Genomic DNA, 24,938 nt, shown 5'->3' with positions numbered 1-24,938 from the left:
CGTAAGTAAGTGCTAAAAGCACAACCCCTCCGCGCCTACCCCAAGCGCGGCATCCCCGCCGGTCAGGCGGCGAAGGAGATGGTTAACGTGTCCGCTACGCCCGTGCTGGCGTTGCGCGGAGTCTCCAAGCGATTCGGTGCGGTGCAGGCCCTCACCGACGTCGAACTGGAGGTCCACGCCGGTGAAGTGGTCGCCCTCGTCGGCGACAACGGCGCTGGAAAGTCCACGCTGGTCAAGACGATTGCCGGTGTGCATCCCATCGATGAGGGCATCATCGAGTGGGACGGCAGCCCGGTCAGCATCAACAAGCCGCACGACGCCCAGGGACTCGGCGTCGCGACGGTCTACCAGGACCTCGCCCTGTGCGACAACCTCGACGTGGTCGGCAATCTCTACCTCGGACGCGAGCTGCTGCGCCGCGGCATCATCGACGAGGTCTCGATGGAGCAGAAGGCCCGCGAGCTGCTGAACACGCTCTCCATCCGCATCCCGAGTGTGCGCATCCCGATCGCGAGCCTCTCCGGCGGTCAGCGCCAGGTCGTCGCCATCGCGCGCGCCCTGATCGGGGACCCCAAGGTCGTGATCCTGGACGAGCCCACCGCCGCCCTCGGTGTCGAGCAGACCGCACAGGTCCTCGACCTCGTCGAGCGGCTGCGCGAGCGCAACCTCGGCGTCATCCTCATCAGCCACAACATGGCCGACGTGAAGGCCGTCGCCGACACCGTCGCCGTGCTGCGTCTGGGCAGGAACAACGGTTCCTTCTTGGTGAAGGACACCAGTCAGGAAGAGATCATCTCCGCGATCACGGGTGCCACGGACAACGCCGTGACCCGTCGTGCGGGGCGTCGCAGCACGGAGGCCGCGAAGTGAGCGACACATCCAAGGTTTCCAAGGACGCCGGAACGAAGGGGCAGGCGCACCAGTCGACGGTCGCCCCCTCCGACGATCCCACCGCCGCGCCGGTCTCGGTGGTCGACCCCCGGCTGCTGATCCGCGAAGAGGGCCTCAAGGGCTACTGGACCGAGTTCACGCGCAAGGTCAAGGGCGGTGAGCTGGGCTCGCTGCCGGTCGTGGTCGGCCTGATCGTCATCTGGACGATCTTCCAGCTGCAGAACGACCGCTTCCTCAGCGCCGACAACGTCTCGAACATCAGCTACTACATGTCGGCCACCGGCATGCTCGCCATCGGCCTGGTGTTCGTCCTGCTGCTCGGTGAGATCGACCTGTCGGTCGGTTCGGTCAGCGGTCTGGCCTCCACCCTGTTCGCCGTGTTCTCGGTGGAACACGGCGTGGGCGTCTGGCTGTCGCTGGTCCTGGCGGTCCTCGTCGGTATCGGCATCGGCGCGCTGCAGGGCTGGTTCTTCGCGAAGATCGGCGTACCGGCCTTCGTCGTGACCCTGGCCGGCTTCCTCGGCTGGAACGGTCTGATGCTGTGGCTGCTGGGCTCCAGCGGCACCATCAACATCCCGTCCGACTCCGGTCCGATCCACCTGCTGGGCCAGAGCTCGTTCTTCATGGACCAGGCCATCATCGGCGCGTACCTGCTGGCGGGCCTCGGTGTCGTACTGAGCCTCGTCGGCAACCTCAATGATCAGCGGCGCCGCAAGGCCGCAAACGTGCCGTTCCGGCCGACCAGCGAGATCCTGCTGCGCGTCGGGGTGCTCGCGCTGGCGTCCTTCCTCGCCGCGTACGTGCTGAACGACGCCGCCGGTGTCTCCAACGCGCTGGTGATCTTCCTGGCGGCGCTGGTGATCGTGGACTTCGTGCTGCGTCGCACGACATACGGCCGCAAGGTGTTCGCGGTCGGCGGCGGCATCGAGGCGGCCCGCCGTGCGGGTATCAACGTGCCCTTGATCCGTATCACCGTGTTCGCCATCTCCGGTGGGTTCGCAGCCATCGGCGGCATGTTCTTCGCCGGTCAGACCGCCAGTGCCACGCTGAGCGCCGGCGGCGGCAACACGCTGATGCTCGCCATCGCGGCGGCCGTCATCGGTGGTACGTCGCTGTTCGGTGGGCGTGGCTCGGTGTGGTCGGCGCTGCTCGGCATGCTGGTGATCCAGTCCATCCAGACGGGTCTGGACCTGCTGAACATGAACCAGTCGATCCAGTACATGATCACCGGTGGTGTTCTGCTGGGAGCGGTCGTCATCGACTCGGTGTCTCGAAAGTCTCAGAAGGCGGCCGGTCGCGGATAGCGCCTGATCGCGCCCCTTCGGGTCGATCCTCTTGCCCGGCACCCACAAGGTGCCGGGCAAGATTGTTCTCGTAGAACATTAGACTCGACAAGCCCGGCAAAGCTCGATCAGCTCTACTGCAAGGAGGCACGGGTGCCGCTGCTGACCCGCATCAGGGGACCGCGTGATCTGGACCGGCTCAGCCTTGAGGAGCTGGACCAGCTGGCGGAGGAGATCAGGAGCTTCCTCGTCGGCGCGGTCTCCAAGACCGGCGGCCACCTCGGCCCCAACCTCGGTGTGGTCGAGCTGACCATCGCCCTGCACCGGGTGTTCGACTCGCCCAAGGACCGGGTGCTCTTCGACACCGGCCACCAGGCGTATGTGCACAAGCTGCTCACCGGGCGGCAGGACTTCTCCAGGCTGCGCTCCAAGGGCGGGCTGTCCGGCTACCCCTCGCGCGCCGAGTCCGAGCACGACGTCATCGAGAACAGCCACGCCTCGACCGTCCTCGGATGGGCGGACGGGCTCGCGAAAGCCAACCAGGTGCTCAAACGGGACGACCACGTCGTCGCCGTGATCGGTGACGGTGCCCTGACCGGCGGTATGGCCTGGGAGGCGCTGAACAACATCGCCGACGCCAAGGACCGGCCGCTGGTCATCGTCGTCAACGACAACGAGCGGTCCTACGCGCCGACCATCGGCGGTCTCGCCAACCACCTGGCCACCCTGCGCACCACCGACGGCTACGAGCGCTTCCTCGCCCGCGGCAAGGACCTGCTGGAGCGCACCCCCGTCGTCGGCAGGCCGCTCTACGAGACCCTGCACGGGGCCAAGAAGGGCCTCAAGGACTTCATCGCGCCCCAGGGCATGTTCGAGGACCTCGGCCTGAAGTACGTCGGTCCCATCGACGGACACGACCTCGAGGCGCTGGAGTCCGCGCTGGCCCGCGCCAAGCGGTTCGGCGGGCCGGTCATCGTGCACTGCCTCACCGAGAAGGGCCGCGGCTACGAGCCCGCCGAGCAGGACGAGGCCGACCGCTTCCACGGCATCGGCCCCATCCACCCGGACACCGGCCTGCCGGTCAAGGCCTCCGCGGCCAGCTGGACCTCCGTCTTCGGCGACGAGATGGTCAAGCTGGGCCGGGAGCGCGAGGACATCGTCGCCATCACCGCGGCCATGCTCCAGCCGGTCGGCCTGAAGAAGTTCGCGGACACCTTCCCGGGGCGCATCTACGACGTCGGCATCGCCGAGCAGCACGCGGCCGTGTCGGCGGCGGGCCTCGCGACCGGCGGCCTGCACCCCGTCTTCGCCGTCTACGCCACCTTCCTCAACCGTGCCTTCGACCAGGTCCTCATGGACGTCGCCCTGCACAAGTGCGGTGTGACCTTCGTGCTCGACCGGGCCGGCGTCACCGGCGACGACGGCGCCTCGCACAACGGCATGTGGGACATGTCGATGCTCCAGGTCATCCCGACGCTCCGGCTCGCCGCCCCGCGCGACGCCGAACAGCTGCGCGCCCAGCTGCGGGAGGCCGTCCAGGTCGACGACGCGCCGACCGTGCTGCGCTACTCCAAGGGCGTCGTGGGCCCCGCCGTACCCGCCGTGGGCACCGTCGGAGGCATGGACGTCCTGCGCGAGCCGGGGACCGACACGCCCGACGTGCTCCTCGTCTCCGTCGGCGCCCTCGCCCCCATGTGCCTGGAGATCGCCACGCTCCTAGACAAGCAGGGCATCTCCACCACCGTCGTCGACCCGCGCTGGGTCAAGCCCGTCGACGAGGCCATGGCCCCGCTCGCCGAGCGGCACCGCGTGGTCGTCACCGTCGAGGACAACAGCAGGGTCGGCGGCGTCGGCTCGGCGATCGCCCAGGCCCTGCGTGACGCGGGCGTCGACGTACCGCTGCGCGACTTCGGCATCCCGCCGCGCTTCCTCGACCACGCCTCCCGTGCCGAGGTCATGGCGGAGATCGGCCTCACCGCCCCCGACATCGCCCGCCAGGTCACCGGCCTGGTCTCCAAGCTGGACGGGCGGTACAGCGACAGCGCGGCCGAGGCGGAGCCCGCCCGCGACTGACACGGCCGAACGGGCCGGCCGTACCACTCGTGACAGTGGAACGGCCGGCCCATTCGCGTGAATCCCCCCGCGCCGGGGCATACGACCTACGCCCCCTCTCGATCATGTCGAGGACGACACAGCGTGGGAGGTACCCGTGAGCAGCACCCTCTTCCGGACGAAGAAGGTCGAGCAGTCCATCCTCGACACCGAGGAGCCAGAGCACGCGCTCAAGAAGTCCTTGTCCGCGCTGGATCTGACCGTCTTCGGTGTCGGCGTCATCATCGGCACCGGCATCTTCGTCCTGACCGGCACCGTCGCCAAGAACAACGCCGGACCGGCGGTGGCCCTGGCCTTCGTCGTGGCCGGTGTCGTCTGCGCGCTCGCCGCGCTCTGCTACGCCGAGTTCGCCTCCACCGTCCCGGTGGCGGGATCGGCGTACACCTTCTCCTACGCCTCCCTCGGCGAACTGCCCGCCTGGATCATCGGCTGGGACCTGGTCCTGGAGTTCGCGCTGGGCACGGCGGTGGTGTCCGTCGGCTGGTCCGGCTACATCGCCTCGCTGCTGGACAACGCGGGCTGGCATCTGCCCGAAGCGCTCGGCAGCCGCGACGGGGCCGACGGCTTCGGCTTCGACATCCTCGCCGCAGCGCTCGTCCTGGTGCTGACCTGCATCCTCGTGCTCGGCACCAAGCTCTCCGCGCGCGTGACCTCGATCGTCGTCGCCATCAAGGTGACGGTCGTGCTGACCGTGATCATCGCGGGCGCCTTCTTCATCAAGGGCGACCACTACGACCCGTTCATCCCGAAGGCACAGGAGGTGCCGGCCGGTGACGGTCTCCAGTCACCGCTGATCCAGCTGATGTTCGGCTGGGCGCCCTCCAACTTCGGTGTGATGGGCATCTTCACCGCCGCCTCCGTCGTCTTCTTCGCCTTCATCGGCTTCGACGTCGTGGCCACCGCCGCCGAGGAGACCAGGAACCCGCAGCGCGACATGCCCCGCGGCATCCTCGGCTCCCTCCTCATCTGCACGACCCTCTACGTCGCCGTCTCGATCGTCGTGACGGGCATGCAGAAGTACACCGACCTGTCCATCACGGCCCCGCTCGCCGACGCCTTCAAGGCCACCGGCCACCCCTGGTTCGCGGGCTTCATCAGCTTCGGCGCCGCCGTCGGCCTGACAACCGTCTGCATGATCCTGCTCCTGGGCCAGACCCGGGTCTTCTTCGCGATGAGCCGCGACGGACTGCTGCCGACGTTCTTCTCCCACGTCCACCCGAAGTACCGGACGCCGCACCGTCCGACCATCCTGCTCGGCGTGATCATCGCGATCGTCGCCGGCTTCACACCCCTGAGCGAACTCGCCGAACTGGTCAACATCGGCACCCTGTTCGCGTTCGTGGTGGTCGCCATCGGCGTGGTCATCCTCCGCAAGTCCCGCCCTGACCTGCCCCGCGCCTTCCGCACCCCCTGGGTGCCGGTCATCCCGATCCTGTCGGTCCTGGCCTCCCTCTGGCTGATGCTCAACCTGCCGGCCGAGACCTGGCTGCGGTTCGCCATCTGGATGGTCATCGGCTTCCTCGTCTACTTCCTCTACGGCCGTAGCCACAGCCGTCTCGGACAGCGCACGGCGGCGGCCAACAACACGGAGTAACACATACGTTCCGCCTCCCGGCCCCGTATGTCCTGTTTCATCCGGATACACGGGGCCGGATAGCGTGCTGGTCATGCCCGCAGAGCTCCTGCTCCCGTCACCTTCCGTACCCGGTTCCCGTACGGCGTACTGGAGCCGACTGCTGCCCCCGCTCGCGGCCCTGGCCTGCGCGACGCGCGTCCCGTCCTTCACACGCCCCTTCTGGAACCCGGACGAGGGCTATCTCGCCGTGCAGGCACGACTGTTGGCGCAGGGCGGACAGCTCTACGAGACGGTCGTCGACCGCAAGCCGCCCCTCGTGCCGTGGCTCTACGAGGCCGCGTTCGCGGTGACGGGCTCCGGCACACTGGCCGGGGTGCGGGTCCTGGCGGTCCTGGCCCAGCTCCTCACCGCCGCCCTGCTGGCCTCCCTGGCCGGCCGCCGCTGGGGCGACACGTCGGGCCGTACCGCAGGAGTGCTGTATCTGCTGATCTCCGTCGGCCTGAACCCCGAGGACGCGCAGGCCGCGAGCTTCGAGGTGTTCCTCCTGCCCTGCACGGCCGCCGCGATGTGGTGCGCGGACCGGCGGCGCTGGGGTGCGGCGGGAACGGCGGTCGCGTGCGCGTTCCTCACGAAGCAGACGGGCGGGGCGGTGCTGCTGCCCGTGCTCTGGCTGTACGTCGCCTCGGGCGCGGGGCGACGGGGGCTGCAGCGGCTCGTGGCGGGGGCGTTGACGCCGGTGCTGTGCGCGGCGCTGGTGACGGACCCGGCGGGTTTCCTGTTCTGGACGGTGACGGGTTCGGGGGCGTACGCCACGCTGACCGGCTCCGAACTCCACGTACTGGCAAGGGGTTTGGCCAACACCGGGATCGTGACGGTGACCTGCGCGGGCCTGATCGCCCCCGTCGTACGGGCCCGGCGCGCGCCGACCGCCGATCTGTGGCTGTGGCTGCTCGCGTCGGCGGGAGCGGTGCTCCTCGGCTTCCACTTCTTCGGCCACTACTACCTCCAACTCCTCCCGCCGATCGCGCTCCTGGCCACGGGTGCGCTTCGCGCGCTGCCGTACGACCGTACGATCACGGCGGTGCTCACCTCGGCCTGCGCGTGCGCGCTGTTCCTGACGTGGGGTGTGCTGGCCCCTCGCACCGACCTCGACCACGCACGCCGTGTGGCACAGGCGGTGTCGTCCCGTACGCCGCCGGGCGATCCGGTCCTGATCTGGGGGATACACCCGGAGACGTACTGGATGGCGGACCGTGCCCCGGCCACCCGCTATCTGACGGCGGGTCTCCTCACGAACTACAGCGGGGGCCGGGACGGGGGGCGGGTGGGGGAGAGGTATGCCGTGCGGGGTACGTGGGCGGTGTTCCGCCGGGAGGCGGTCTCTGCGGCCCTGGTGGTGGACGACTCCCGCGGCAAGCCGTACGCGCCGGAACGGGTACGGGGCCTCCGGCGGTTGCTGGCGGCGGGGTACGAGGAGGCGGGGGCGGTGGATGGGGCGGTGCTGTACGTGAGGAGGAGGTAGGGGGCGGTCTCAGTTCGGCTGCGGGCCGGTGGGGGCGGGCCGCAGCCGCCGGACCACACAGCGCGGCACATCGGAAGGCGCTCAGGGACGAACCGTCCGCGGCCCCGCCACCTCCGCCCCCAACTCCCCGACCCTGCGGCGAAGTTCCCGATCCGCGGTGACCACCAGCACCGGCCGCTCACCCGCGTCCGCCACCAGCTCCACCATCCGATCGTCGCCGCTCCCCACCGCCGACTCCACCCGAACCCCCGGCACGGACTCCACCCCCCGAGCCGCCCCCTCCACCACCAGCACGATCTCCACCGGACCGTCCCGCCCCGGCACCCCGTCCACCGCCAGCCGGTCCCGCAACCGCTCCGCCGCCCCCCGCCGGTCCCGCCACCACCCGTCCGGCACCGACCCGACGACGTTCGCGGCATCCACGACGACCAGCAGCACGTCACTCATGCCCCCAGCGTCCCACGACCGGCCCACCCGAAGCCGGCGCCGACCGCCCGATTAGAGTGGACCCGTGTCAATGGTCCGTACAGTGAACGGCGACTGGCTCATCCGCGCCCGCGACGGCCGACTCGGCGTCTACGCCACCCGCGACGAAGCCGTGTGGTGCAGGGCGGAGCGCCGCCCCGGCGGCGACACCTGGCTGCCCTGGCGCAAGGTCGGCGGCGACCAGCGCCTGCACCCCGGACTCGCCGTGGGACACGGCGCCGACGGCTACGCACACCTCGTCTCCTGGCGCCCCACCAAGGCGGAAGAAGCGGGCCTCGTGCACTCCACCCACTTCCGCGTCCACCTCGCCGCCCTCGACTGGAGCCCGGTCGGCCACCCCGACAGGGCGGGCGCCCGCACCGGCGTCCCCGCCGTGGCCGTCGACGCGGAGGGCCGGGCGCATGTCTTCGTCGGCAACCGCGGCAACGGCGTGCACGCCCGCATCCAGAAGGAACGCGGCGGCTGGAACGCCTGGTCCGACCTCAAGGGCTCCGACGTGCACGAGGAACTGGCCGCCGTGACAGGGGAGTCGGGCCGGGTCGAGCTGTACGGCACCCACCCGGACGGCATCCTGCGCTGGCTCCAGGAGGAAGCGGGCGCGCCTCTCGTACCGGCCGACCCGCTGCCCGTCCGCGTCGAGCCGGGCACCCTCAGCGTGGTGCCCACCTCCAAGGAACACACCACGCTGTTCTTCGCGGACCCCGAGGGCATGCTCTACGCCTGGCGCCCGGGCACCGAGCCGACCCCCCTGCTCGCGGCGGCCGGCCCCGGCCCGGCGGCCCTGCTCCGCTGCACCCTGGACGGCCACGACTGCACGCTGCTCGCCCAGCGTTCGGCCTCCGGCCGGATCGCCTTCGCCGCCTGTCCGACCGAGCAGGAGTCGGCGGGCCTGTGGTGGACCGAGTCCGGGCCGCAGTTGCCGGTGGGCACGGCCGTGGCCCTCGCCGAGGACGCGGACGGCCGTATCGTCGCCGCGACGGTGACCCCCGACGGGGAGCTCCGGATCGCCCGGCAGAAGGACGAGCCGGGACTGGCACTGGCGGCCTGGCAGCAGGTCTGAGCACCTCCCCGAACGTGGAAAGAGGGCCTCCGCCGCCGCGGAGGCCCTCTTCACCGTCGTACGACCGGTCGCTACGCCGGAACCGACGCCAGGCCCGGAGCCAGGAACTTCTTGCCGTTCACACGCTCGGAGACACCCTCGCGGTCCAGGTACGGCGTGATGCCGCCCAGGTGGAAGGGCCAGCCGGCGCCCGTGATCAGGCAGAGGTCGATGTCCTGGGCCTCGGCGACGACACCCTCGTCGAGCATGAGCCCGATCTCCTGGGCGACGGCGTCGAGGACGCGGTCGCGGACCTGCTCCTCGGTCAGCACGGAGTCGCCCTGCTGCAGCAGCGCGGCGACCTCCGGGTCCAGCTCCGGCTTGCCGGAGTCGTAGACGTAGAAGCCGCGCTTGCCCGCCTTGACGACGGCCGCGAGGTTCGGGGAGACCGTGAAGCGGTCAGGGAAGGCCCGGTTGAGGGTCTCCGAGACGTGCAGACCGATCGCGGGACCGACCAGCTCCAGCAGGACGAGAGGAGACATCGGCAGGCCCAGGGGCTCCACCGCCTTCTCCGCCACCTCGACGGGGGTGCCCTCGTCGATGACGTTCTGGATCTCGCCCATGAAGCGGGTGAGGATGCGGTTGACGACGAACGCCGGGGCGTCCTTGACCAGCACCGCGGTCTTCTTCAGCTTCTTGGCGACGGCGAAGGCGGTGGCCAGCGACGCGTCGTCGGTCTGCTCGCCGCGGACGATCTCCAGGAGGGGGAGGATCGCGACCGGGTTGAAGAAGTGGAAGCCGACGACCCGCTCGGGGTTCTTCAGCTTCGACGCCATCTCGGTGACCGACAGCGAGGAGGTGTTGGTGGCGAGGATCGCGTGCGCCGGGGCCACCGCCTCGACCTCCGCGAACACCGTCTGCTTGACGCCGATCTCCTCGAACACGGCCTCGATGATGAAGTCCGCGTCGGAGAAGCCCTCCGCCTTGTCCAGCACACCGGTGACCAGGGCCTTGAGGCGGTTGGCCTTGTCCTGGTTGATACGGCCCTTGCCGAGCAGCTTCTCGATCTCGGCGTGGACGTAGCCCACACCCTTGTCGACGCGCTCCTGGTCGATGTCGGTCAGCACGACCGGCACCTCGAGGCGGCGAAGGAAGAGCAGCGCGAGCTGGGAGGCCATCAGACCGGCGCCGACGACACCGACCTTGGTGACCGGGCGGGCCAGGTTCTTGTCCGGGGCGCCCGCGGGACGCTTGCCGCGCTTCTGCACCAGGTTGAACGCGTAGATGCCGGAACGCAGTTCGCCACCCATGATCAGGTCGGCGAGGGCCTGGTCCTCGGCGTCGTAGCCCTGCTGGAGGTCGCCGTTCTTGGCGGCGGCGATGATGTCGAGGGCGCGGTAGGCGGCCGGAGCGGCGCCGTGCACCTTGGAGTCCGCGACGAAACGGCCCTTGGCGACGGCCTGGTCCCAGGCCTCACCGCGGTCGATCGCCGGGCGCTCGATGACGATCTCGCCCTTGAGGACGGAGGCCGTCCACAGCAGGGACTGCTCCAGGAAGTCCGCGCCCTCGAACAATGCGTCGGCGATGCCCAGTTCGTAGACCTGGGCGCCCTTGAGCTGCTTGTTCTGGTTGAGGGAGTTCTCGATGATCACCGAGACGGCCTTGTCGGCGCCGATCAGGTTCGGCAGCAGGGTGCAGCCGCCCCAGCCGGGGACCAGACCGAGGAAGACCTCGGGGAGCGAGAAGGCGGGAAGGGCGGCGGAGACCGTGCGGTAGGTGCAGTGCAGACCGACCTCGACGCCACCGCCCATCGCGGCACCGTTGTAGTACGCGAAGGTCGGCACCGCGATGCCCGCGAGGCGCTTGAAGACCTCGTGGCCACCCTTGCCGATGGCGAGCGCGTCCTTGTGCTCCTTGAGCAGCTCGACGCCCTTGAGGTCGGCGCCGACGGCGAAGATGAACGGCTTGCCGGTGATGCCGACACCGACGATCTCGCCGGCCGAGGCCTCCTTCTCGACCTGGTCGATGGCGGTGTCGAGGTTCGCCAGCGAGGCCGGGCCGAAGGTGGTCGGCTTGGTGTGGTCGAAGCCGTTGTCCAGCGTGATGAGCGCGAAGCGGCCCGCGTTGAACGGCAGGTCCAGGTGGCGCACGTGCGCCTGGGTGACTACCTCGTCCGGGAACAGCTCGGCCGCACCCTTCAAGAGCTCAGTGGTGCTCACTTGCTGCCTCCGGCGTCCTTGTGGTTCGGGTTCTCCCAGATGACCGTCGCGCCCATGCCGAAGCCGACGCACATGGTGGTCAGGCCGTAGCGGACCTCGGGCTGCTCCTCGAACTGGCGGGCCAGCTGCGTCATCAGACGCACACCCGAGGAGGCCAGCGGGTGACCGAAGGCGATGGCGCCGCCGTACTGGTTGACGCGCTCGTCGTCGTCCGCGATGCCGTAGTGGTCGAGGAAGGCCAGGACCTGGACGGCGAAGGCCTCGTTGATCTCGAACAGGCCGATGTCGGAGATGGACAGGCCCGCCTGGGCGAGCGCCTTCTCGGTGGCCGGGATCGGGCCGTAGCCCATGACCTCCGGCTCGACACCCACGAAGGAGTACGAGACGAGGCGCATCTTCACCGGCAGGTCGTTCTCGCGGGCGAAGTCCTCGGACGCGATGAGGGAGGCGGTGGCGCCGTCGTTCAGACCGGCCGCGTTACCCGCGGTGACCCGGCCGTGCACACGGAACGGCGTCTTCAGGCCGGACAGGTTCTCCAGGGTGGTCCCCGGGCGCATCGGCTCGTCGGCGGTGACCAGACCCCAGCCGGTCTCACCGGCCTCCGGGTTGGTGCGGCGCACCGAGATCGGCACCAGGTCGGCCTGGATCTTGCCGTTGGCGTACGCCTTGGCGGCCTTCTCCTGGGAGCGCACGGCGTACTCGTCGGCGCGCTGCTTGGTGATCTGCGGATAGCGGTCGTGCAGGTTCTCGGCGGTCATGCCCATGAACAGAGCCGACTCGTCGACCAGCTTCTCGCTGACGAACCGCGGGTTCGGGTCCACGCCCTCGCCCATGGGGTGACGGCCCATGTGCTCGACACCACCGGCGACGGCGATGTCGTAGGCGCCGAAGGCGACCGACCCCGCGACCGCGGTGACGGCGGTCAGAGCGCCGGCACACATGCGGTCGATGGAGTAGCCCGGGACGGACTGCGGGAGACCGGCGAGGATCCCGGCCGTACGGCCGATGGTGAGCCCCTGGTCACCGATCTGCGTGGTCGCGGCGATGGCGACCTCGTCGATCTTCTTCGGGTCCAGACCCGGGTTGCGGCGCAGCAGCTCCCGGATCGCCTTCACGACGAGGTCGTCGGCGCGGGTCTCGTGGTAGATGCCCTTCGGGCCCGCCTTGCCGAACGGGGTGCGGACGCCGTCGACGAAGACGACGTCCCTGACGGTACGAGGCACGATGGCTCTCCTCCAGATGCGGGATCTGCACTGCTGCGATGCGCTGAGCGCGCGCTCAGACCCATGCTACTTATGAGTAACGTGACTGCCCACCCCTGGAGGCCGGAGCGGCGAAGGTCACACCGTGGGAGGCGCGGTGGAGCCCCTCGGGGTCAGGACCGGCGTGGGCACGGGATGAGATCCCGGCCCCTCCCCGGTGATCACCCCGAACAACGTCCGAGCCGCCTCCGCACCGAATCCGTGCACGTCATGGCTCATCGCGGAGAGCGTGGGATGGGTGAGTCGGCAGAGCTGGGAGTCGTCCCAGGCGAGCAGCGAGACATCGCGCGGAACGTTCAGGCCCATCTCCGCCGCGACCGCCAGTCCGGCCACCGCCATGATGTCGTTGTCGTAGACGATCGCCGTGGGCCGGTCCGACGGTGGGGCGGTCAGCAGGGACCGGGTGGCCCGCCCTCCGGCCTCTCCCGAGTAGTCGGTGGTCACCTGCCAGGCCCCCGCCAGCTCCAGGCTCCGTGCCGCCTCGTCGAACGCGGCCGTCCTCATCGCCGTGTGCCCGAGCGCCGCCGCACCCCCCACCCGGGCGATCCGCCGGTGCCCCAGTGCCGCCAGATACCGCACGGCCTCCGTCACGGCGGTGGCGTCGTCGGTCCACACGGACGTGAGGCCGCCGGTGAACGCGGGATGCCCCACCGCCACCACCGGCAGACCCAGCCGCTCGGCCGCCGCGACGCGCGGATCGTCCGCACGGAAGTCGACCAGGATCGACCCCCCGACCTGCCGTCCCCGCCACCAGGACTCCTGCAGCCCGACCTCCTCCTCCACGTTCCGCACGAGCCGCAGCAGCAGCGAGCAGTTCCGCTCGATCAGCACGCTCTCCACGCCCGACACGAACTCCATGTAGAAGGGTTCGAGCCCCAGCAGCCGGGCCGGCCGGCAGATCGCGAGACCCACCACGTCCACCCGTGACCCCGCCAGCGTCCTTGCCGTGAGGTTCGGCGCCCAGCCCAGATCCTGCGCCGCCCGGAAGATCCGGTCCCGGGTCGCCTCCGACAGCCCCGGTTTGTGGTTGAAGGCGAGCGATACGGCCCCCTTGGACACACCGGCGCGCGCGGCGACGTCCTTGATCGTGACGCGCGGGGCCGGCTGGGCTGTCATCGGCTGGGCTCCAGGCAGTACAGGGCGGATCGAGCGGCGTCCGGATCAGGAGTCTGCCAGCCGCTGACCCCGATGGTCACCCGCTCCCCGGGCAACAGCGTGACCAGCCCCCGGTCGGCCCGAGCCGCCGGCTCCAGCCGGTCCGCCTGGAGCAGCAGATCCCGTACGAGGGTGCGAGCCGTCACGGTCACGCCCCCCGGCGCCACGGCCACGTCGAACTCCGGCCGCGGGTAAGGAATCTCCCGGTCCGGCGAGGGAAAGTACAGAGCCCGCAAACCGCCTGGCCCGATCCCCGCGTCCTGGCTCCCACCCGCACCGGCATCCGAGCCTCGGCCCCTGCCCGCTTCGGGGTCTGCGCCGGTTTCCGCCTCTGAGCCGTCGCCCGCGCTCGCGGCCGCATCCGTGCCGGCTTTCGTGCCCGGGTCTCGGCCCCTGCCCGCTTCCGGGCCTGCGCCGGTTTTCGTGCCCGAGCCGTGGCCGTCGCTCGCGGCCGCGTCCTCTCCCGGGCCCGCACCCGCTCCCGTGTCCTGGCTCGCGCCCGCACCTGCTTCCGAGCCTCGGCCCCTGCCCGCTTCGGGGTCTGCGCCGGTTTCCGCCTCTGAGCCGTCGCCCGCGCTCGCGGCCGCATCCGTGCCGGCTTTCGTGCCCGGGTCTCGGCCCACGCCCGCTTCCGGGCCTGCGCCGGTTTTCGTGCCCGAGCCGTGGCCGTCGCTCGCGGCCGCGTCCTCTCCCGGGCCCGCACCCGCTCCCGTGTCCTGGCTCGCGCCCGCACCGGCTTCCGAGCCTCGGCCCCTGCCCGCTTCGGGGTCTGCGCCGGTTTCCGCCTCTGAGCCGTCGCCCGCGCTCGCGGCCGCATCCGTGCCGGCTTTCGTGCCCGGGTCTCGGCCCCTGCCCGCTTCCGGGCCTGCGCCGGTTTTCGTGCCCGAGCCGTGGCCGTCGCTCGCGGCCGCGTCCTCTCCCGGGCCCGCAGCCGCGCCCCGGCCCGTGCCCGCATTCCCTCCCCGGTCCGTGCCGGCAGCCGGGCCCCGGCCCGTGTGGGCGTCCACAGCCACTCCCCGGCCCGCGCCGCCGTCCCCGCCCGCATCCGCCACAAGGAACTCCTTCGGCCCCGCCGGTACCAGTTCCGGCGGTACCGTCACATCGGTGACCGTGCGTCGGGGCGCGCGGAAGTCCAGCTCGGCCTCGGCGATCACCTCGCCGTCCACCGACATCCGCCGCAGCCGCAGTACCCCCGCCCACGGCTCGGCCGCTTGGTTGACGGCTGCCAACACCAGCTTCTGCCCGCGCGTTTGGACTGTCAGCAACCGATCCGCGTACAGGCGCCGCAGCTCGTGATAGAGCGGCTTCTCCCGTCCATCCCCGTCGATCGCGGCCCAACTCGTCACCGGCCAGCAGTCGTTGAGCTGCCACACCACCGTCCCCGCGCACACCGGCCAGTGCGACCGCCAGTGCTCGATCCCGGCGGCCACGGCCCGCGCCTGGTTGACCTGCATCAGGTAGTGCCAGCGATCGAAGTCCCCCTCGGGAAAGGCGAAATGCCGCTCCAGCCCACGCCGAAGCTTGCCGTTCCCGTCGTCGGCCTTCTGGTGGTGCAGCACACCGGTGGAGTCCGCCGCGAGCACCTCCCCGGGCAGCGCACGCGCCAGCGTGGCGTACGCGGGCGGCGCCTGCCAGCCGAACTCGGCCACGAAACGCGGTACTTCACCCCGGTACTCGGCGTAGTCCTCCCGGTTCCACACCTCCCAGGAGTGGTGCGTCCCGTGCGCCGGATCGTTCGGGTGGTGCTCCCACGACCCGGACCAGGGGCTCCCCGCCGTGTACGGCCGCGTGGGGTCCAACTCGGCCACCACCCGCGGCAGTACGCCCAGGTAGTACCCCTCGCCCCAGGAGTCCCCGGCGAGCCGCGCCTCCCATCCCCAGTCCCGGAACCCCCACAGGTTCTCGTTGTTGCCGTTCCACAGCACGAGCGAGGGATGCGGCATCAGCCGTACGACGTTCTCCCGGGCCTCCGCCTCCACCTCGCCCCGCAGCGGCTGCTCCTCCGGGTAGGCGGCGCACGCGAACGGGAAGTCCTGCCAGACCAGCAGCCCGAGCTCGTCGCAGGCGTCGTAGAAGTCCTCGCTCTCGTAGATCCCGCCGCCCCAGACCCGCACCAGGTCCACCCCGGCGTCGGCCGCCTGTCCCAGCCGCTCGCGGTACCGCTCCCGGGTGATCCGGGACGGAAACACGTCGTCCGGGATCCAGTTCACCCCGCGCGCGAAGAGCCGCTCGCCGTTGACGACGAGGGTGAACCCGGTGCCGTGTGCGTCGGCCGCGCGGTCCACCTCGACGCTCCGGAAGCCGACCCGGCGCCGCCACACGTCCAGCGGGCGGTCCTCGTGCAGAAGCGTCAACTCGACGTCGTACAGAGGCTGCTCACCGTAGCCATGCGGCCACCACAGCCGCGCCCCGGGCACTTCGAGGCGTACGACCCCCTGCGTGCCGTCGACCGAGGCGCGCACCCGCTCACCCCCGACCGTCGCCTCGACCGTCAGCGGTGCCTCGACCCTGGCGCGCTCCACGTCGACCGCCAACTCCACTACGCCCACGCCCTGTTCGACGGTCACGAGCGGCCGCACCCGGGCGATCCGGGCCGTCGACCACCGCTCGAGGCGCACCGGCCGCCAGATCCCGGCGGTCACCAGCGTGGGCCCCCAGTCCCAGCCGAACGAGCAGGCCATCTTGCGGAGGTACTGATACGGCTCGGCATACGCGGCGGGCCGCTCACCCAGCTTCCCGCGCACCGCCTCGGCCTCGGCGTAGGCGGAGACGAACCGCACGGCGAGCCGTCCGGACATGCCGGTCACGTCGAAGCGGTACGAGCGGTGCATGTTCCTCGTCCGGCCCAGGAGCCGGCCGTCCAGAAGAATCTCGGCCACGGTGTCCAGACCGTCGAAGACGAGGTCGGTCTGCTCATGCCCGTTCAGGGGCACGAGGTCGGTCTCGTAGGTCCAGTCCCGCCGCCCCACCCACGCGACCTCGGTCTCGTTGCGCCCGAGAAAGGGATCCGGGATCACTCCCGCCGCCAGCAGGTCGGTGTGCACGCATCCCGGCACGACAGCGGGGAGTTCGTCCACCGTGCCGTCGGAGTGGCGCAGGATCCATCCCTCGGTGAGCGGTGTGGCCTGAAGCATGTACACACTCCCTAAACCGATCAAGTCCTGTGCTGCGGACACTTTTTGGCAGGGCTGGCATCGTTGGCGAGATAGGGACTTTACCGGTTAAGAAAACGTTGTCAGAGTACCGAACCAGCCAACCCGCTCGTGCTCGTCCGTCCCCTGAACGGAGCTGATGCACATGAACCGCCGTACAGCCCTGGCCATGGCCGTGGGAGCCGCCCTGCTGATCCCCGGGTGCACCGGTACCGGTGGATCGTCGAAGGGCGCCGACGCAAAAGCGCCTGACGACCCGTCGAAGGTCACCGGCACGATCAAGGTCCTCACCGTCCGCACCGACCTCGTGCAGGACGGCACGTTGAAGAAGTACGCCGCAGAGTTCAGCAAGACCTATCCGAAGGTGAAGGTCGAGTTCGAGGGCATCACGGACTACGAGGCCGAGGTCAAGATCCGGATGAACACCGAGAACTACGGCGATGTCCTGCTGATCCCGGCCGTCATCAAGAAGAGCGACTACCCAAGGTTCTTCGCCTCGCTGGGCACCCAGGAAGAGCGCGCCAAGAAGTACCGCTTCACCGACTTCACCGCCGTCGACGGCAAGGTGTACGGGCAGAGCCCCGTCGCCGTGAGTCCCGGGTTCGTCTACAACAAGCGGATCTGGAAGGAGGCCGGGGTCACCGAATGGCCCACCACCCCGGCCGAGTTCCTCGCCGACCTCAAGGCCATCAAGGCGAAGACCGACGCGATCCCGTACTACACCAACTTCTCGGCCGGCTGGACGCTGTCACAGTGGACGCAGGTCGACGGCGCGGTGACCTGTGACCCGAAGGCGACCGACAAGCTCGCCCAGGGCGACCCCTGGGCGAAGGGCGCCGACCTGCGCGTCGGCGACCAGCTCCTGTACGACATCGTCCACGAGGGGCTGATCGAGAAGGACCCGACCACCAGCAACTGGGAGGAGTCCAAGCCCCGGACCGCCAAGGGCGAGATCGCCACGCAGTGGCTCGGCACCTGGGCGATCGTGCAGTTCCAGGACGCGGCGAAGAAGGCCGGCGTGAACCCCGACGACATCGGCTTCATGCCCTTCCCGGCCCAAACGGGCGGGAAGTTCTGCGCGACCATCGCCCCCGACTACAACCAGGCGGTCAACGTCCACTCCCCGCACAAGGAGGCGGCCCGGGCCTGGATCGACTGGTTCACCGACAAGTCCGGCTATGTCGAGGACAACCTCGCCCTCTCCCCGCTCAAGGACGCCCCGCTGCCGTCGGTCCTGAAGCCGTACGAGGACCAGGGCGTGAAGTTCATCGAACTGGACGACGCCCAGGGCGCGAAGGTCAAGCAGATCGACAACGAGTCCGAGGTCGGCCTCTACGCCCCCGAATACCGGCAGAAGCTCGTCGACCTCGCCCGCGGCGCCCGCAAGGGCAGCCTCGACGACTTCCTCGCGGACCTCAGCAAGCGCTGGACGGACGCCCGGAAGAACCTGGGGTCCTGATGACGGACACCACACAGAAGGCGGCCGTGGAGGTGATCCCGGCCGCCCCCGTCCCGGCACCGCCCACGCGCCGGACCCGCGTCCGGCGGGGCCTGACCCCCTGGCTGTTCCTGATCGTCCCGCTCGCCCTGCTGATCACCTTCACCTACGCGCCGATCGCCAACATGATCGCGTACAGCTTCACCGACTGGGACGGTGTCAGCCCCGAACTGCACTCCACGGGCGTCGAGAACTACCGGGAGGTGTTCACCCGCCCGGATCTCTTCGAGGTCTTCTGGGTCAGCGGCTACTACCTCGCCGCCTCCGTGGTCCAGATCGTCCTCGCGCTCTACTTCGCGACGATCCTGAGCTTCAACGTCCGCTTCCGGAACTTCTTCAAGGGCGTGCTCTTCTTCCCGTACCTGATCAACGGCGTCGCGATCGGCTTCGTGTTCCTCTACTTCTTCCAGGACGGCGGCACCCTCGACTCGGTGCTGAGCCTGTTCGGGGTGAAGACCGACCACGCCTGGCTCGGCACCCCGGTCTCCGCGAACACCTCGCTGGCCGGCGTCTCGGTCTGGCGCTATCTCGGCCTGAACTTCGTGCTCTTCCTGGGCGCGATCCAGTCCATCCCGGGGGAGTTGTACGAGGCGGCGGAGCTGGACGGGGCGAACCGCTGGCACCAGTTCCGTCACATCATCGCGCCGGGCATCAAGCCGGTCCTGACCCTGACGGTGATCCTCTCGATCTCCGGTTCGCTGTCGGTGTTCGAGATTCCGTACATCATGACCGGCGGTGCGACCGGCACCGAGACGTTCGTGATCCAGACGGTCAACCTGGCCTTCCGCTTCAACAAGACGGGCCTGGCCTCGGCGGCCGCCATCGTCCTCCTGCTGATCATCCTGCTGGTGACCTGGGTGCAGCGGCGCCTGGTCCCCGACGACAAGGTGGACCTCGTATGACAGGCCGTACGATCACCCGCGCCCTTGTCTACTTGTCGCTGATCGCCGCGACCCTGGTCGTCCTGCTGCCGCTCGTGGTCGTCCTCCTCACCTCCCTCAAGTCGGAGAAGGAGATGGCCGACACGAGCGGGGCCCTCGAGCTCCCGCACGACCTGCTGAACTTCCACAACTACGTGACGGCGTTCCAGGACGGCGAGATGCTCTCCGCCTTCACCAACACGGCGATCATCCTGCTGATCTCGATCGGCGGCACGGTCCTCATCGGCTCGATGACGGCCTACGCCATCGACCGGTTCACCTTCCGCTTCAAGAAGCTGGTGGTGGCGCTCTTCCTGACGGCCGCCCTGGTCCCCGGTGTCACGACCCAGGTGGCGACGTTCCAGATCGTCAACAGCTTCGGCATGTTCGACAGCCTCTGGGCCCCGATCGCCCTCTACATGGGCACGGACATCGTCTCGATCTACATCTTTCTGCAGTTCGTCCGCTCGATCCCGGTCTCCCTGGACGAATCGGCCCGCCTGGACGGCGCCAACGCCTTCACGATCTACCGAAAGATCATCTTCCCGCTGCTGAAGCCGGCGACCGCGACCGTGGTGATCGTGAAGGGCATCACCGTCTACAACGACTTCTACATCCCCTTCCTCTACATGCCCTCGGAAGATCTTGGCGTGATCTCGACGTCCTTGTTCCGCTTCCGAGGCCCCTACGCGGCCCACTGGGAGGTCATTTCGGCAGGAGCGGTCCTGGTGATCCTGCCGACCCTGATCGTTTTCCTGTCGTTGCAGCGCTTCATCTACAACGGATTCACGCGGGGCGCGACCAGATGACCTGCCAGGGGCGCGGGGTGGTGCTAGGCGGAAAGCGCAGCCACCAGCACCGGAGTCACCTGCTCGACCTGCCAGGCCCGAGCCCCGTGGCCGGCCAATGCAGCACTCACCGACTCCGCGCTGACCACGCTCGGCGGCTCCCAGCAGACCCGCCGCACCGTGTCCGGAGTGATCAGGTTCTCCTGAGGCATGTTCAGCGACTCGGCCAACGCGGAAACCGCGGCCCGCGCGGCGGACAGCCGCGCGGCCGCCGCAGGATCCTTGTCGGCCCAGGCCCGTGGCGGCGGAGGTCCGGTGAGCGGCTGCCCCGGCTGCGGCAGCTGTGTCTCGGCAAGGGCCCTGGCCCGATCCACCGCGGCCTGCCACTGCTCGAGCTGCCGCCGTCCCATCCGATGCCCGAACCCGTTCAGCGCGGCCAGGGCGTGCACATTGACCGGCAGGGAGAGCGCCGCCTCGACGATCGCCGCGTCGGACAGCACCTTGCCCGGCGACACGTCCCGCCGCTGGGCGATCCGGTTCCGGGCCTCCCACAGTTCCCGCACGACGGCCAGCTGCCGGCGCCGCCGCACCTTGTGCATCCCGGAGGTCCGGCGCCAGGGATCCTTGCGCGGCTCGGCCGGCGGAGCCGAAGCGATCGCGTCGAACTCCTGAAGCGCCCACTCCAGCTTCCCCTGCCGGTCGAGCTCCTTCTCCAGTGCGTCGCGCAGGTCGACGAGAAGCTCCACGTCCAGGGCCGCGTACCGCAGCCACGGCTCGGGCAGTGGACGGGTCGACCAGTCCACGGCCGAGTGGCCCTTCTCCAGTACGTAGCCCAGCACCCCTTCGACCATCGCGCCGAGCCCGACCCGGGGGAATCCGGCGATCCGCCCGGCCAGCTCGGTGTCGAACAGGCGCGAGGGCACCATGCCTATTTCGCGGAGACAGGGAAGATCCTGCGTGGCGGCGTGCAACACCCACTCCACACCGGAGAGGGCCTCGCCGAGGCCCGAGAGGTCGGGGCAGGCCACGGGGTCGATCAGCGCGGTCCCCGCACCCGCGCGGCGCAGCTGCACGAGATACGCGCGCTGTCCGTAGCGGTAGCCGGACGCACGCTCGGCGTCGACGGCGACGGGTCCGGAGCCCGCGGCGAACGCGGCGATCACCTCGGCGAGCGAGGCCTCGTCGGCGATCACGGGCGGAATGCCCTCGCGCGGCTCCAGCAGAGGGATCGGCGCCTCCGCTGCAGAAGATCCGCCATCGTCCGGAGGGCCGCCTCCGGTGGTTCGCAGTGAAACGTCTGCTGCGGTCTCTTGGGCGTCGGTCACATGTCAAGGGTATCTGTGTATGGACAGCGCCTGCCGACGGAACGTTCCGTCGGCAGGCGCCTGAGGGTCGTAAACCAGTCAGCCCGGTGAAAGCGATGGTTCACGTCCGTGAACAGCGAGGCTCGAAAAGGGCCTCAATGGATGATGCCGGTACGGAGGGCCACCGCCACCATGCCGGCGCGGTCTCCCGTGCCGAGCTTGCGGGCGATCCGGGCGAGGTGGCTCTTGACGGTCAGTGCGGACAGGCCCATCGAGACGCCGATCGCCTTGTTCGACTGCCCTTCGGCCACCAGCCGCAGTACTTCGACCTCACGGCCGGAGAGCTCGCGGTAGCCACCCGGGTGACTCGGGGCACCCGGGTGGCGGCGGTGCATACGGGCGGCGGCGGAGCCGATGGGGGCGGCGCCAGGCCGGGTGGGGAGCCCGACGTTGGTGCGGGTGCCGGTGACGACGTAGCCCTTGACGCCGCCCGCGAGGGCGTTGCGCACGGCACCGATGTCGTCGGCCGCGGAGAGGGCGAGGCCGTTGGGCCAGCCCGCGGCGCGGGTCTCGGACAACAGGGTCAGGCCGGAGCCGTCGGGAAGGTGGACCTCGGCGACGCAGATGTCTCTTGGGTTGCCGATTCGGGGTCGGGCCTCCGCCACGGACGAGGCTTCAATGACATCGCGCACACCGAGCGCCCAGAGGTGACGGGTGACGGTGGATCGGACACGCGGGTCGGCCACGACCACCATGGCGGTGGGCTTGTTAGGGCGGTAGGCGACCAGGCTTGCGGGCTGCTCGAGGAGAACGGACACCGGGCCTCCTGGGGTGCGGGACGGCTTGGAAGGTCACAGACGTCTTCGGCACCGAACCGGGCGTCCTTTAGAGAATGATCACGATCTAGTGAGTAACAATTAGTGCAATTCGGACGTACGGTCGATCGTTCGGTGAACATATCGGTTCGTTCGACGGCTCACTCCTGACTGAAAGTGGCCGTATCGACAAATTGATGCTCCGTGTGGGTGGTCAGCGCGCCTGCGGGTCCCGCCGCTGTGGCAACGTCACGATCGACGCGTCACCCGGACCGGCCGGCGGCAGACCCGCGACCTGGGCCAGCAGGTCGCACCAGGAGGCGAGGTGCCCCGCCGTGTCCGGCACCCCGCCCAGGCCCTCGCGGGGCGTCCAGGAGGCCCGGATCTCGATCTGCGAGGTCGCCGGGCGCTCGGACAGACCGCCGAAGTAGTGCGAACTCGCGCGCGTGACGGTGCCGCTCGGTTCGCCGTACGACAGCCCGCGCGCCGAGAGCGCGCCCGTCAGCCACGACCAGCACACCTCGGGCAGCAGCGGGTCGGCGGCCATCTCCGCCTCCAGCTCCGCGCGCACGAGCGTCACCAGCCGGAAGGTGCCCCGCCAGGCGTCGTGGCCGTCCGGATCGTGCAGCAGCACGAGCCGCCCGTCGGCGAGGTCCTGGTCGCCGTCGACGACGGTGGCCTCCAGCGCGTACGCATGCGGGGCGAGCCGTTGTGGAGCCCGTGTCGGCTCGACCTCGATCTGCGGCCGCAGCCGGCTCCCGCGCAGGGCCTGAACCGCGGCCTGGAAAGCCGGCGGAGCCGCACCTCCGCCATCCCGGTCCCCTTCCTTCGCGTCGTCCATCCCACCAGCGCCGTCCGACAGTCGTCCTTGAGCCGCAGCCATGCGGGAAGGTTAAAGGGAAGGGCGCCGTGGTGCCGCCCTAGACACCCGGACTTGGCTCCATGCCCACACAGACACCGCGCACTCGGCACTCATCGCGCCGTGCGAGACTTTCCGACGTGAGTGCACCTGAGACGCCGCCGTCAGCCGCCTACGACTCCGCCTTCCTCAAGGCGTGTCGCCGTGAACCCGTCCCGCATACCCCCGTGTGGTTCATGCGGCAGGCCGGGCGCTCGCTGCCGGAGTACCGCAAGGTCCGCGAGGGCATCCCGATGCTCGAGTCCTGCATGCGGCCCGAGCTGGTCACCGAGATCACACTCCAGCCGGTCCGGCGCCACAACGTGGACGCGGCGATCTACTACAGCGACATCGTCGTCCCGCTGAAGGCCATCGGCGTCGACCTCGACATCAGGCCCGGTGTCGGCCCGGTCGTCGAGAACCCGATCCGCACCCGCGCCGACCTCGCTCAACTACGTGACCTCACCCCCGAGGACGTCTCCTACGTCACCGAGGCCATCGGCCTGCTGACCCGCGAGCTCGGCCCGACCCCCCTCATCGGTTTCGCGGGCGCACCTTTCACCCTCGCGAGTTACCTCGTCGAGGGCGGCCCGTCCCGCACGTACGAGAACGCCAAGGCGATGATGTACGGCGACCCCGAGCTGTGGGCCGACCTGCTCGACCGCCTCGCCGAGATCACCGCCGTCTTCCTTAAGGTCCAGATCGAGGCCGGTGCCTCCGCGGTCCAGCTCTTCGACTCGTGGGCCGGCGCCCTCGCCCCCGTCGACTACCGCCGCTCGGTCCTGCCGGCTTCCGCGAAGGTCTTCAAGGAGGTCGAGGGGTACGGTGTCCCCCGCATCCACTTCGGCGTCGGCTGCGGCGAGCTGCTGAAGCTCATGGGCGAGGCCGGCGCGGACGTCGTCGGCGTCGACTGGCGCGTCCCGCTCGACGAGGCCGCCCGCCGCGTCGGCCCCGGCAAGGCGCTCCAGGGCAACCTCGACCCGACGGTCCTGTTCGCCTCCACGGAGGCGATCGAGGCCAAGACCCGCGAAGTCCTGGACTCGGCCGAGGGCCTGGAGGGCCACGTCTTCAACCTCGGCCACGGCGTCATGCCGTCCACCGACCCGGACGCCCTGACCCGCCTCGTGGAGTACGTCCACACGCACACCGCCCGCTGACTCACCAGGTGTGCCGGGGCCGCGCCTTCCGGCCGAACAGCAGGCCGCGCGGTTCCGGCGGCGGGGGAGTGCCCGGCTTGAGCGGCCAGGCCAGCAGCATCCCGACGAGGAAGCCCACGACGTGCGCCGCGTACGCCACCGTGCCGGCGGCGGAGACGCCCTCGCCCGAGGAGTACACCGCCTGCAGCACGAACCAGAAGCCCAGCACCATCCAGGCCGGCAGTCTGAGCGGCAGGAAGACCAGGAAGGGCACCAGGACCCACACCCTGGCCTTCGGGTACAGCACCAGATAGGCGCCGAGGACCCCGGCGATGGCTCCCGACGCACCGATCAGCGGGTCGCCCGAGTCGTCGTTGAGGAGCGCGAAGCCGTACGACGCCGCGTAGCCGCAGACGACGTAGAACAGCGCGAAGCGCACATGACCCATGCGGTCCTCGACGTTGTTGCCGAAGATCAGCAGGAACAGCATGTTGCCCAGCAGGTGCAGCCAGCCGCCGTGCAGGAACATCGCCGTGAGGACCGACAGCGGGGGTGACTTGTCGTAGTCCGGCGGGGCCACCACGCAGCCCGCCGAGCCCTGCGCGCTCGTGCCGACGTCGCCCGTGGGGACCAGCCGCGGCAGCTGATGGTGGATCAACTCCTGTGGGACCGCCGCGTAGTGGTCCAGGAACGCCTGGAGATGGCACAGCTGGGACAGGCTGCTGTCGCCCGCCACGGAGCCGGACAGGCCGGGCGTGAACAGGAACACGAGGACGTTCGCGGCGATGAGCGCGTACGTCACCACGGGGGTACGGCGCACAGGGTTCACGTCATGGACGGGGATGACCACAAGGAAGTAGTGCCCGCGATGGGCCCCGCGAA

General features: G+C 69.8%; 19 protein-coding genes. 10 read left to right on the top strand and 9 right to left on the bottom strand.

What is annotated here, in order from left to right; genetic code table 11:
- Positions 1 to 78 precede the first annotated feature (78 nt).
- The 5 genes from OG841_RS11730 (at position 79) to OG841_RS11710 (ending at position 7,384) form a co-directional block, all read left to right on the top strand.
- Positions 79 to 870: an ATP-binding cassette domain-containing protein gene (locus tag OG841_RS11730; RefSeq protein WP_328641455.1), complete on the top strand. Its 792-nt coding sequence runs from the start codon at positions 79 to 81 to the stop codon at positions 868 to 870.
- Positions 867 to 2,195, top strand: a complete 1,329-nt coding sequence (locus tag OG841_RS11725) for a sugar ABC transporter permease (RefSeq protein ID WP_328641456.1) — start codon at positions 867 to 869, stop codon at positions 2,193 to 2,195. Before OG841_RS11730 ends, OG841_RS11725 begins: the two co-directional genes overlap by 4 nt.
- Before the next feature lie 132 nt (positions 2,196 to 2,327).
- Entirely contained in the window at positions 2,328 to 4,247 is a 1,920-nt protein-coding gene (gene dxs, locus OG841_RS11720; protein ID WP_328641457.1) for a 1-deoxy-D-xylulose-5-phosphate synthase, read from the top strand.
- A 136-nt stretch (positions 4,248 to 4,383) separates the two neighbouring features.
- Complete coding sequence (locus OG841_RS11715; protein ID WP_328641458.1) at positions 4,384 to 5,880, top strand: amino acid permease; 1,497 nt, start codon at positions 4,384 to 4,386, stop codon at positions 5,878 to 5,880.
- Between the two features lie 73 nt (positions 5,881 to 5,953).
- Entirely contained in the window at positions 5,954 to 7,384 is a 1,431-nt protein-coding gene (locus OG841_RS11710) for an ArnT family glycosyltransferase (RefSeq protein ID WP_371564807.1), read from the top strand.
- A gap of 81 nt (positions 7,385 to 7,465) precedes the next feature.
- Here the strand turns inward: OG841_RS11710 and OG841_RS11705 are convergent, their stop codons facing one another.
- On the bottom strand, positions 7,466 to 7,831 hold the full coding sequence (locus OG841_RS11705; protein WP_328641460.1) for an NTP pyrophosphohydrolase: 366 nt from the start codon (positions 7,829 to 7,831) through the stop codon (positions 7,466 to 7,468).
- Between the two features lie 70 nt (positions 7,832 to 7,901).
- Here OG841_RS11705 and OG841_RS11700 point away from each other — a divergent pair, with 70 nt between their 5' ends.
- The gene (locus tag OG841_RS11700; RefSeq protein ID WP_328641461.1) at positions 7,902 to 8,930 is read left to right on the top strand and encodes a hypothetical protein; all 1,029 of its coding nucleotides are present in this window, start codon (positions 7,902 to 7,904) and stop codon (positions 8,928 to 8,930) included.
- Positions 8,931 to 9,001: 71 nt separating this feature from the next.
- On the opposite strand, the gene OG841_RS11695 is transcribed toward OG841_RS11700, so the two are convergent.
- From OG841_RS11695 to OG841_RS11680, 4 genes are all read right to left on the bottom strand, one after another.
- The gene (locus OG841_RS11695; protein ID WP_328641462.1) at positions 9,002 to 11,128 is read right to left on the bottom strand and encodes a 3-hydroxyacyl-CoA dehydrogenase NAD-binding domain-containing protein; all 2,127 of its coding nucleotides are present in this window, start codon (positions 11,126 to 11,128) and stop codon (positions 9,002 to 9,004) included.
- A complete protein-coding gene (locus OG841_RS11690) occupies positions 11,125 to 12,351 on the bottom strand; it encodes a thiolase family protein (RefSeq protein ID WP_266558156.1) in 1,227 nt (408 codons plus the stop codon). The genes OG841_RS11695 and OG841_RS11690 overlap by 4 nt, the downstream gene beginning before the upstream one ends.
- 117 nt (positions 12,352 to 12,468) lie before the next feature.
- Positions 12,469 to 13,506 (bottom strand): LacI family DNA-binding transcriptional regulator, encoded by a 1,038-nt coding sequence (locus tag OG841_RS11685; protein ID WP_328641463.1) that lies wholly within the window; start codon positions 13,504 to 13,506, stop codon positions 12,469 to 12,471.
- Entirely contained in the window at positions 13,503 to 16,679 is a 3,177-nt protein-coding gene (locus tag OG841_RS11680) for a glycosyl hydrolase 2 galactose-binding domain-containing protein (RefSeq protein WP_371564801.1), read from the bottom strand. The genes OG841_RS11685 and OG841_RS11680 overlap by 4 nt, the downstream gene beginning before the upstream one ends.
- A gap of 163 nt (positions 16,680 to 16,842) precedes the next feature.
- Between OG841_RS11680 and OG841_RS11675 the strand changes: the two genes are divergently transcribed.
- The 3 genes from OG841_RS11675 to OG841_RS11665 are packed head-to-tail and all read left to right on the top strand — an operon-like array spanning position 16,843 to position 19,924.
- The gene (locus OG841_RS11675; RefSeq protein WP_328641465.1) at positions 16,843 to 18,156 is read left to right on the top strand and encodes an ABC transporter substrate-binding protein; all 1,314 of its coding nucleotides are present in this window, start codon (positions 16,843 to 16,845) and stop codon (positions 18,154 to 18,156) included.
- Positions 18,156 to 19,097, top strand: coding sequence for a carbohydrate ABC transporter permease (locus OG841_RS11670; protein WP_328641466.1), 942 nt, complete (start codon positions 18,156 to 18,158; stop codon positions 19,095 to 19,097). Before OG841_RS11675 ends, OG841_RS11670 begins: the two co-directional genes overlap by 1 nt.
- The gene (locus OG841_RS11665; RefSeq protein ID WP_328641467.1) at positions 19,094 to 19,924 is read left to right on the top strand and encodes a carbohydrate ABC transporter permease; all 831 of its coding nucleotides are present in this window, start codon (positions 19,094 to 19,096) and stop codon (positions 19,922 to 19,924) included. Before OG841_RS11670 ends, OG841_RS11665 begins: the two co-directional genes overlap by 4 nt.
- A gap of 23 nt (positions 19,925 to 19,947) precedes the next feature.
- Here the strand turns inward: OG841_RS11665 and OG841_RS11660 are convergent, their stop codons facing one another.
- The 3 genes from OG841_RS11660 to OG841_RS11650 form a co-directional block, all read right to left on the bottom strand.
- Positions 19,948 to 21,228, bottom strand: coding sequence for a ribonuclease D (locus tag OG841_RS11660; protein ID WP_328641468.1), 1,281 nt, complete (start codon positions 21,226 to 21,228; stop codon positions 19,948 to 19,950).
- A 134-nt stretch (positions 21,229 to 21,362) separates the two neighbouring features.
- Positions 21,363 to 22,025, bottom strand: a complete 663-nt coding sequence (locus OG841_RS11655; RefSeq protein WP_328641469.1) for a response regulator transcription factor — start codon at positions 22,023 to 22,025, stop codon at positions 21,363 to 21,365.
- Between the two features lie 211 nt (positions 22,026 to 22,236).
- Complete coding sequence (locus OG841_RS11650) at positions 22,237 to 22,905, bottom strand: DUF3000 domain-containing protein (RefSeq protein ID WP_328641470.1); 669 nt, start codon at positions 22,903 to 22,905, stop codon at positions 22,237 to 22,239.
- Between the two features lie 116 nt (positions 22,906 to 23,021).
- Between OG841_RS11650 and hemE the strand changes: the two genes are divergently transcribed.
- Positions 23,022 to 24,077, top strand: a complete 1,056-nt coding sequence (hemE, locus tag OG841_RS11645; RefSeq protein WP_328641471.1) for a uroporphyrinogen decarboxylase — start codon at positions 23,022 to 23,024, stop codon at positions 24,075 to 24,077.
- A gap of 1 nt (position 24,078) precedes the next feature.
- On the opposite strand, the gene OG841_RS11640 is transcribed toward hemE, so the two are convergent.
- Positions 24,079 to 24,906 carry a rhomboid family intramembrane serine protease gene (locus OG841_RS11640; protein WP_328641472.1) on the bottom strand — a complete coding sequence of 276 codons (828 nt, stop codon included), beginning with the start codon at positions 24,904 to 24,906 and terminating at the stop codon, positions 24,079 to 24,081.
- Positions 24,907 to 24,938: the final 32 nt, after the last annotated feature.

The sequence above is a fragment of the Streptomyces canus genome, from assembly GCF_041435015.1.
GTDB classification, from domain to species: domain Bacteria; phylum Actinomycetota; class Actinomycetes; order Streptomycetales; family Streptomycetaceae; genus Streptomyces; species Streptomyces canus_G.
Note: the sequence above shows the minus strand (reverse complement) of the source record. Positions and strands in the feature narration are given on the sequence as shown.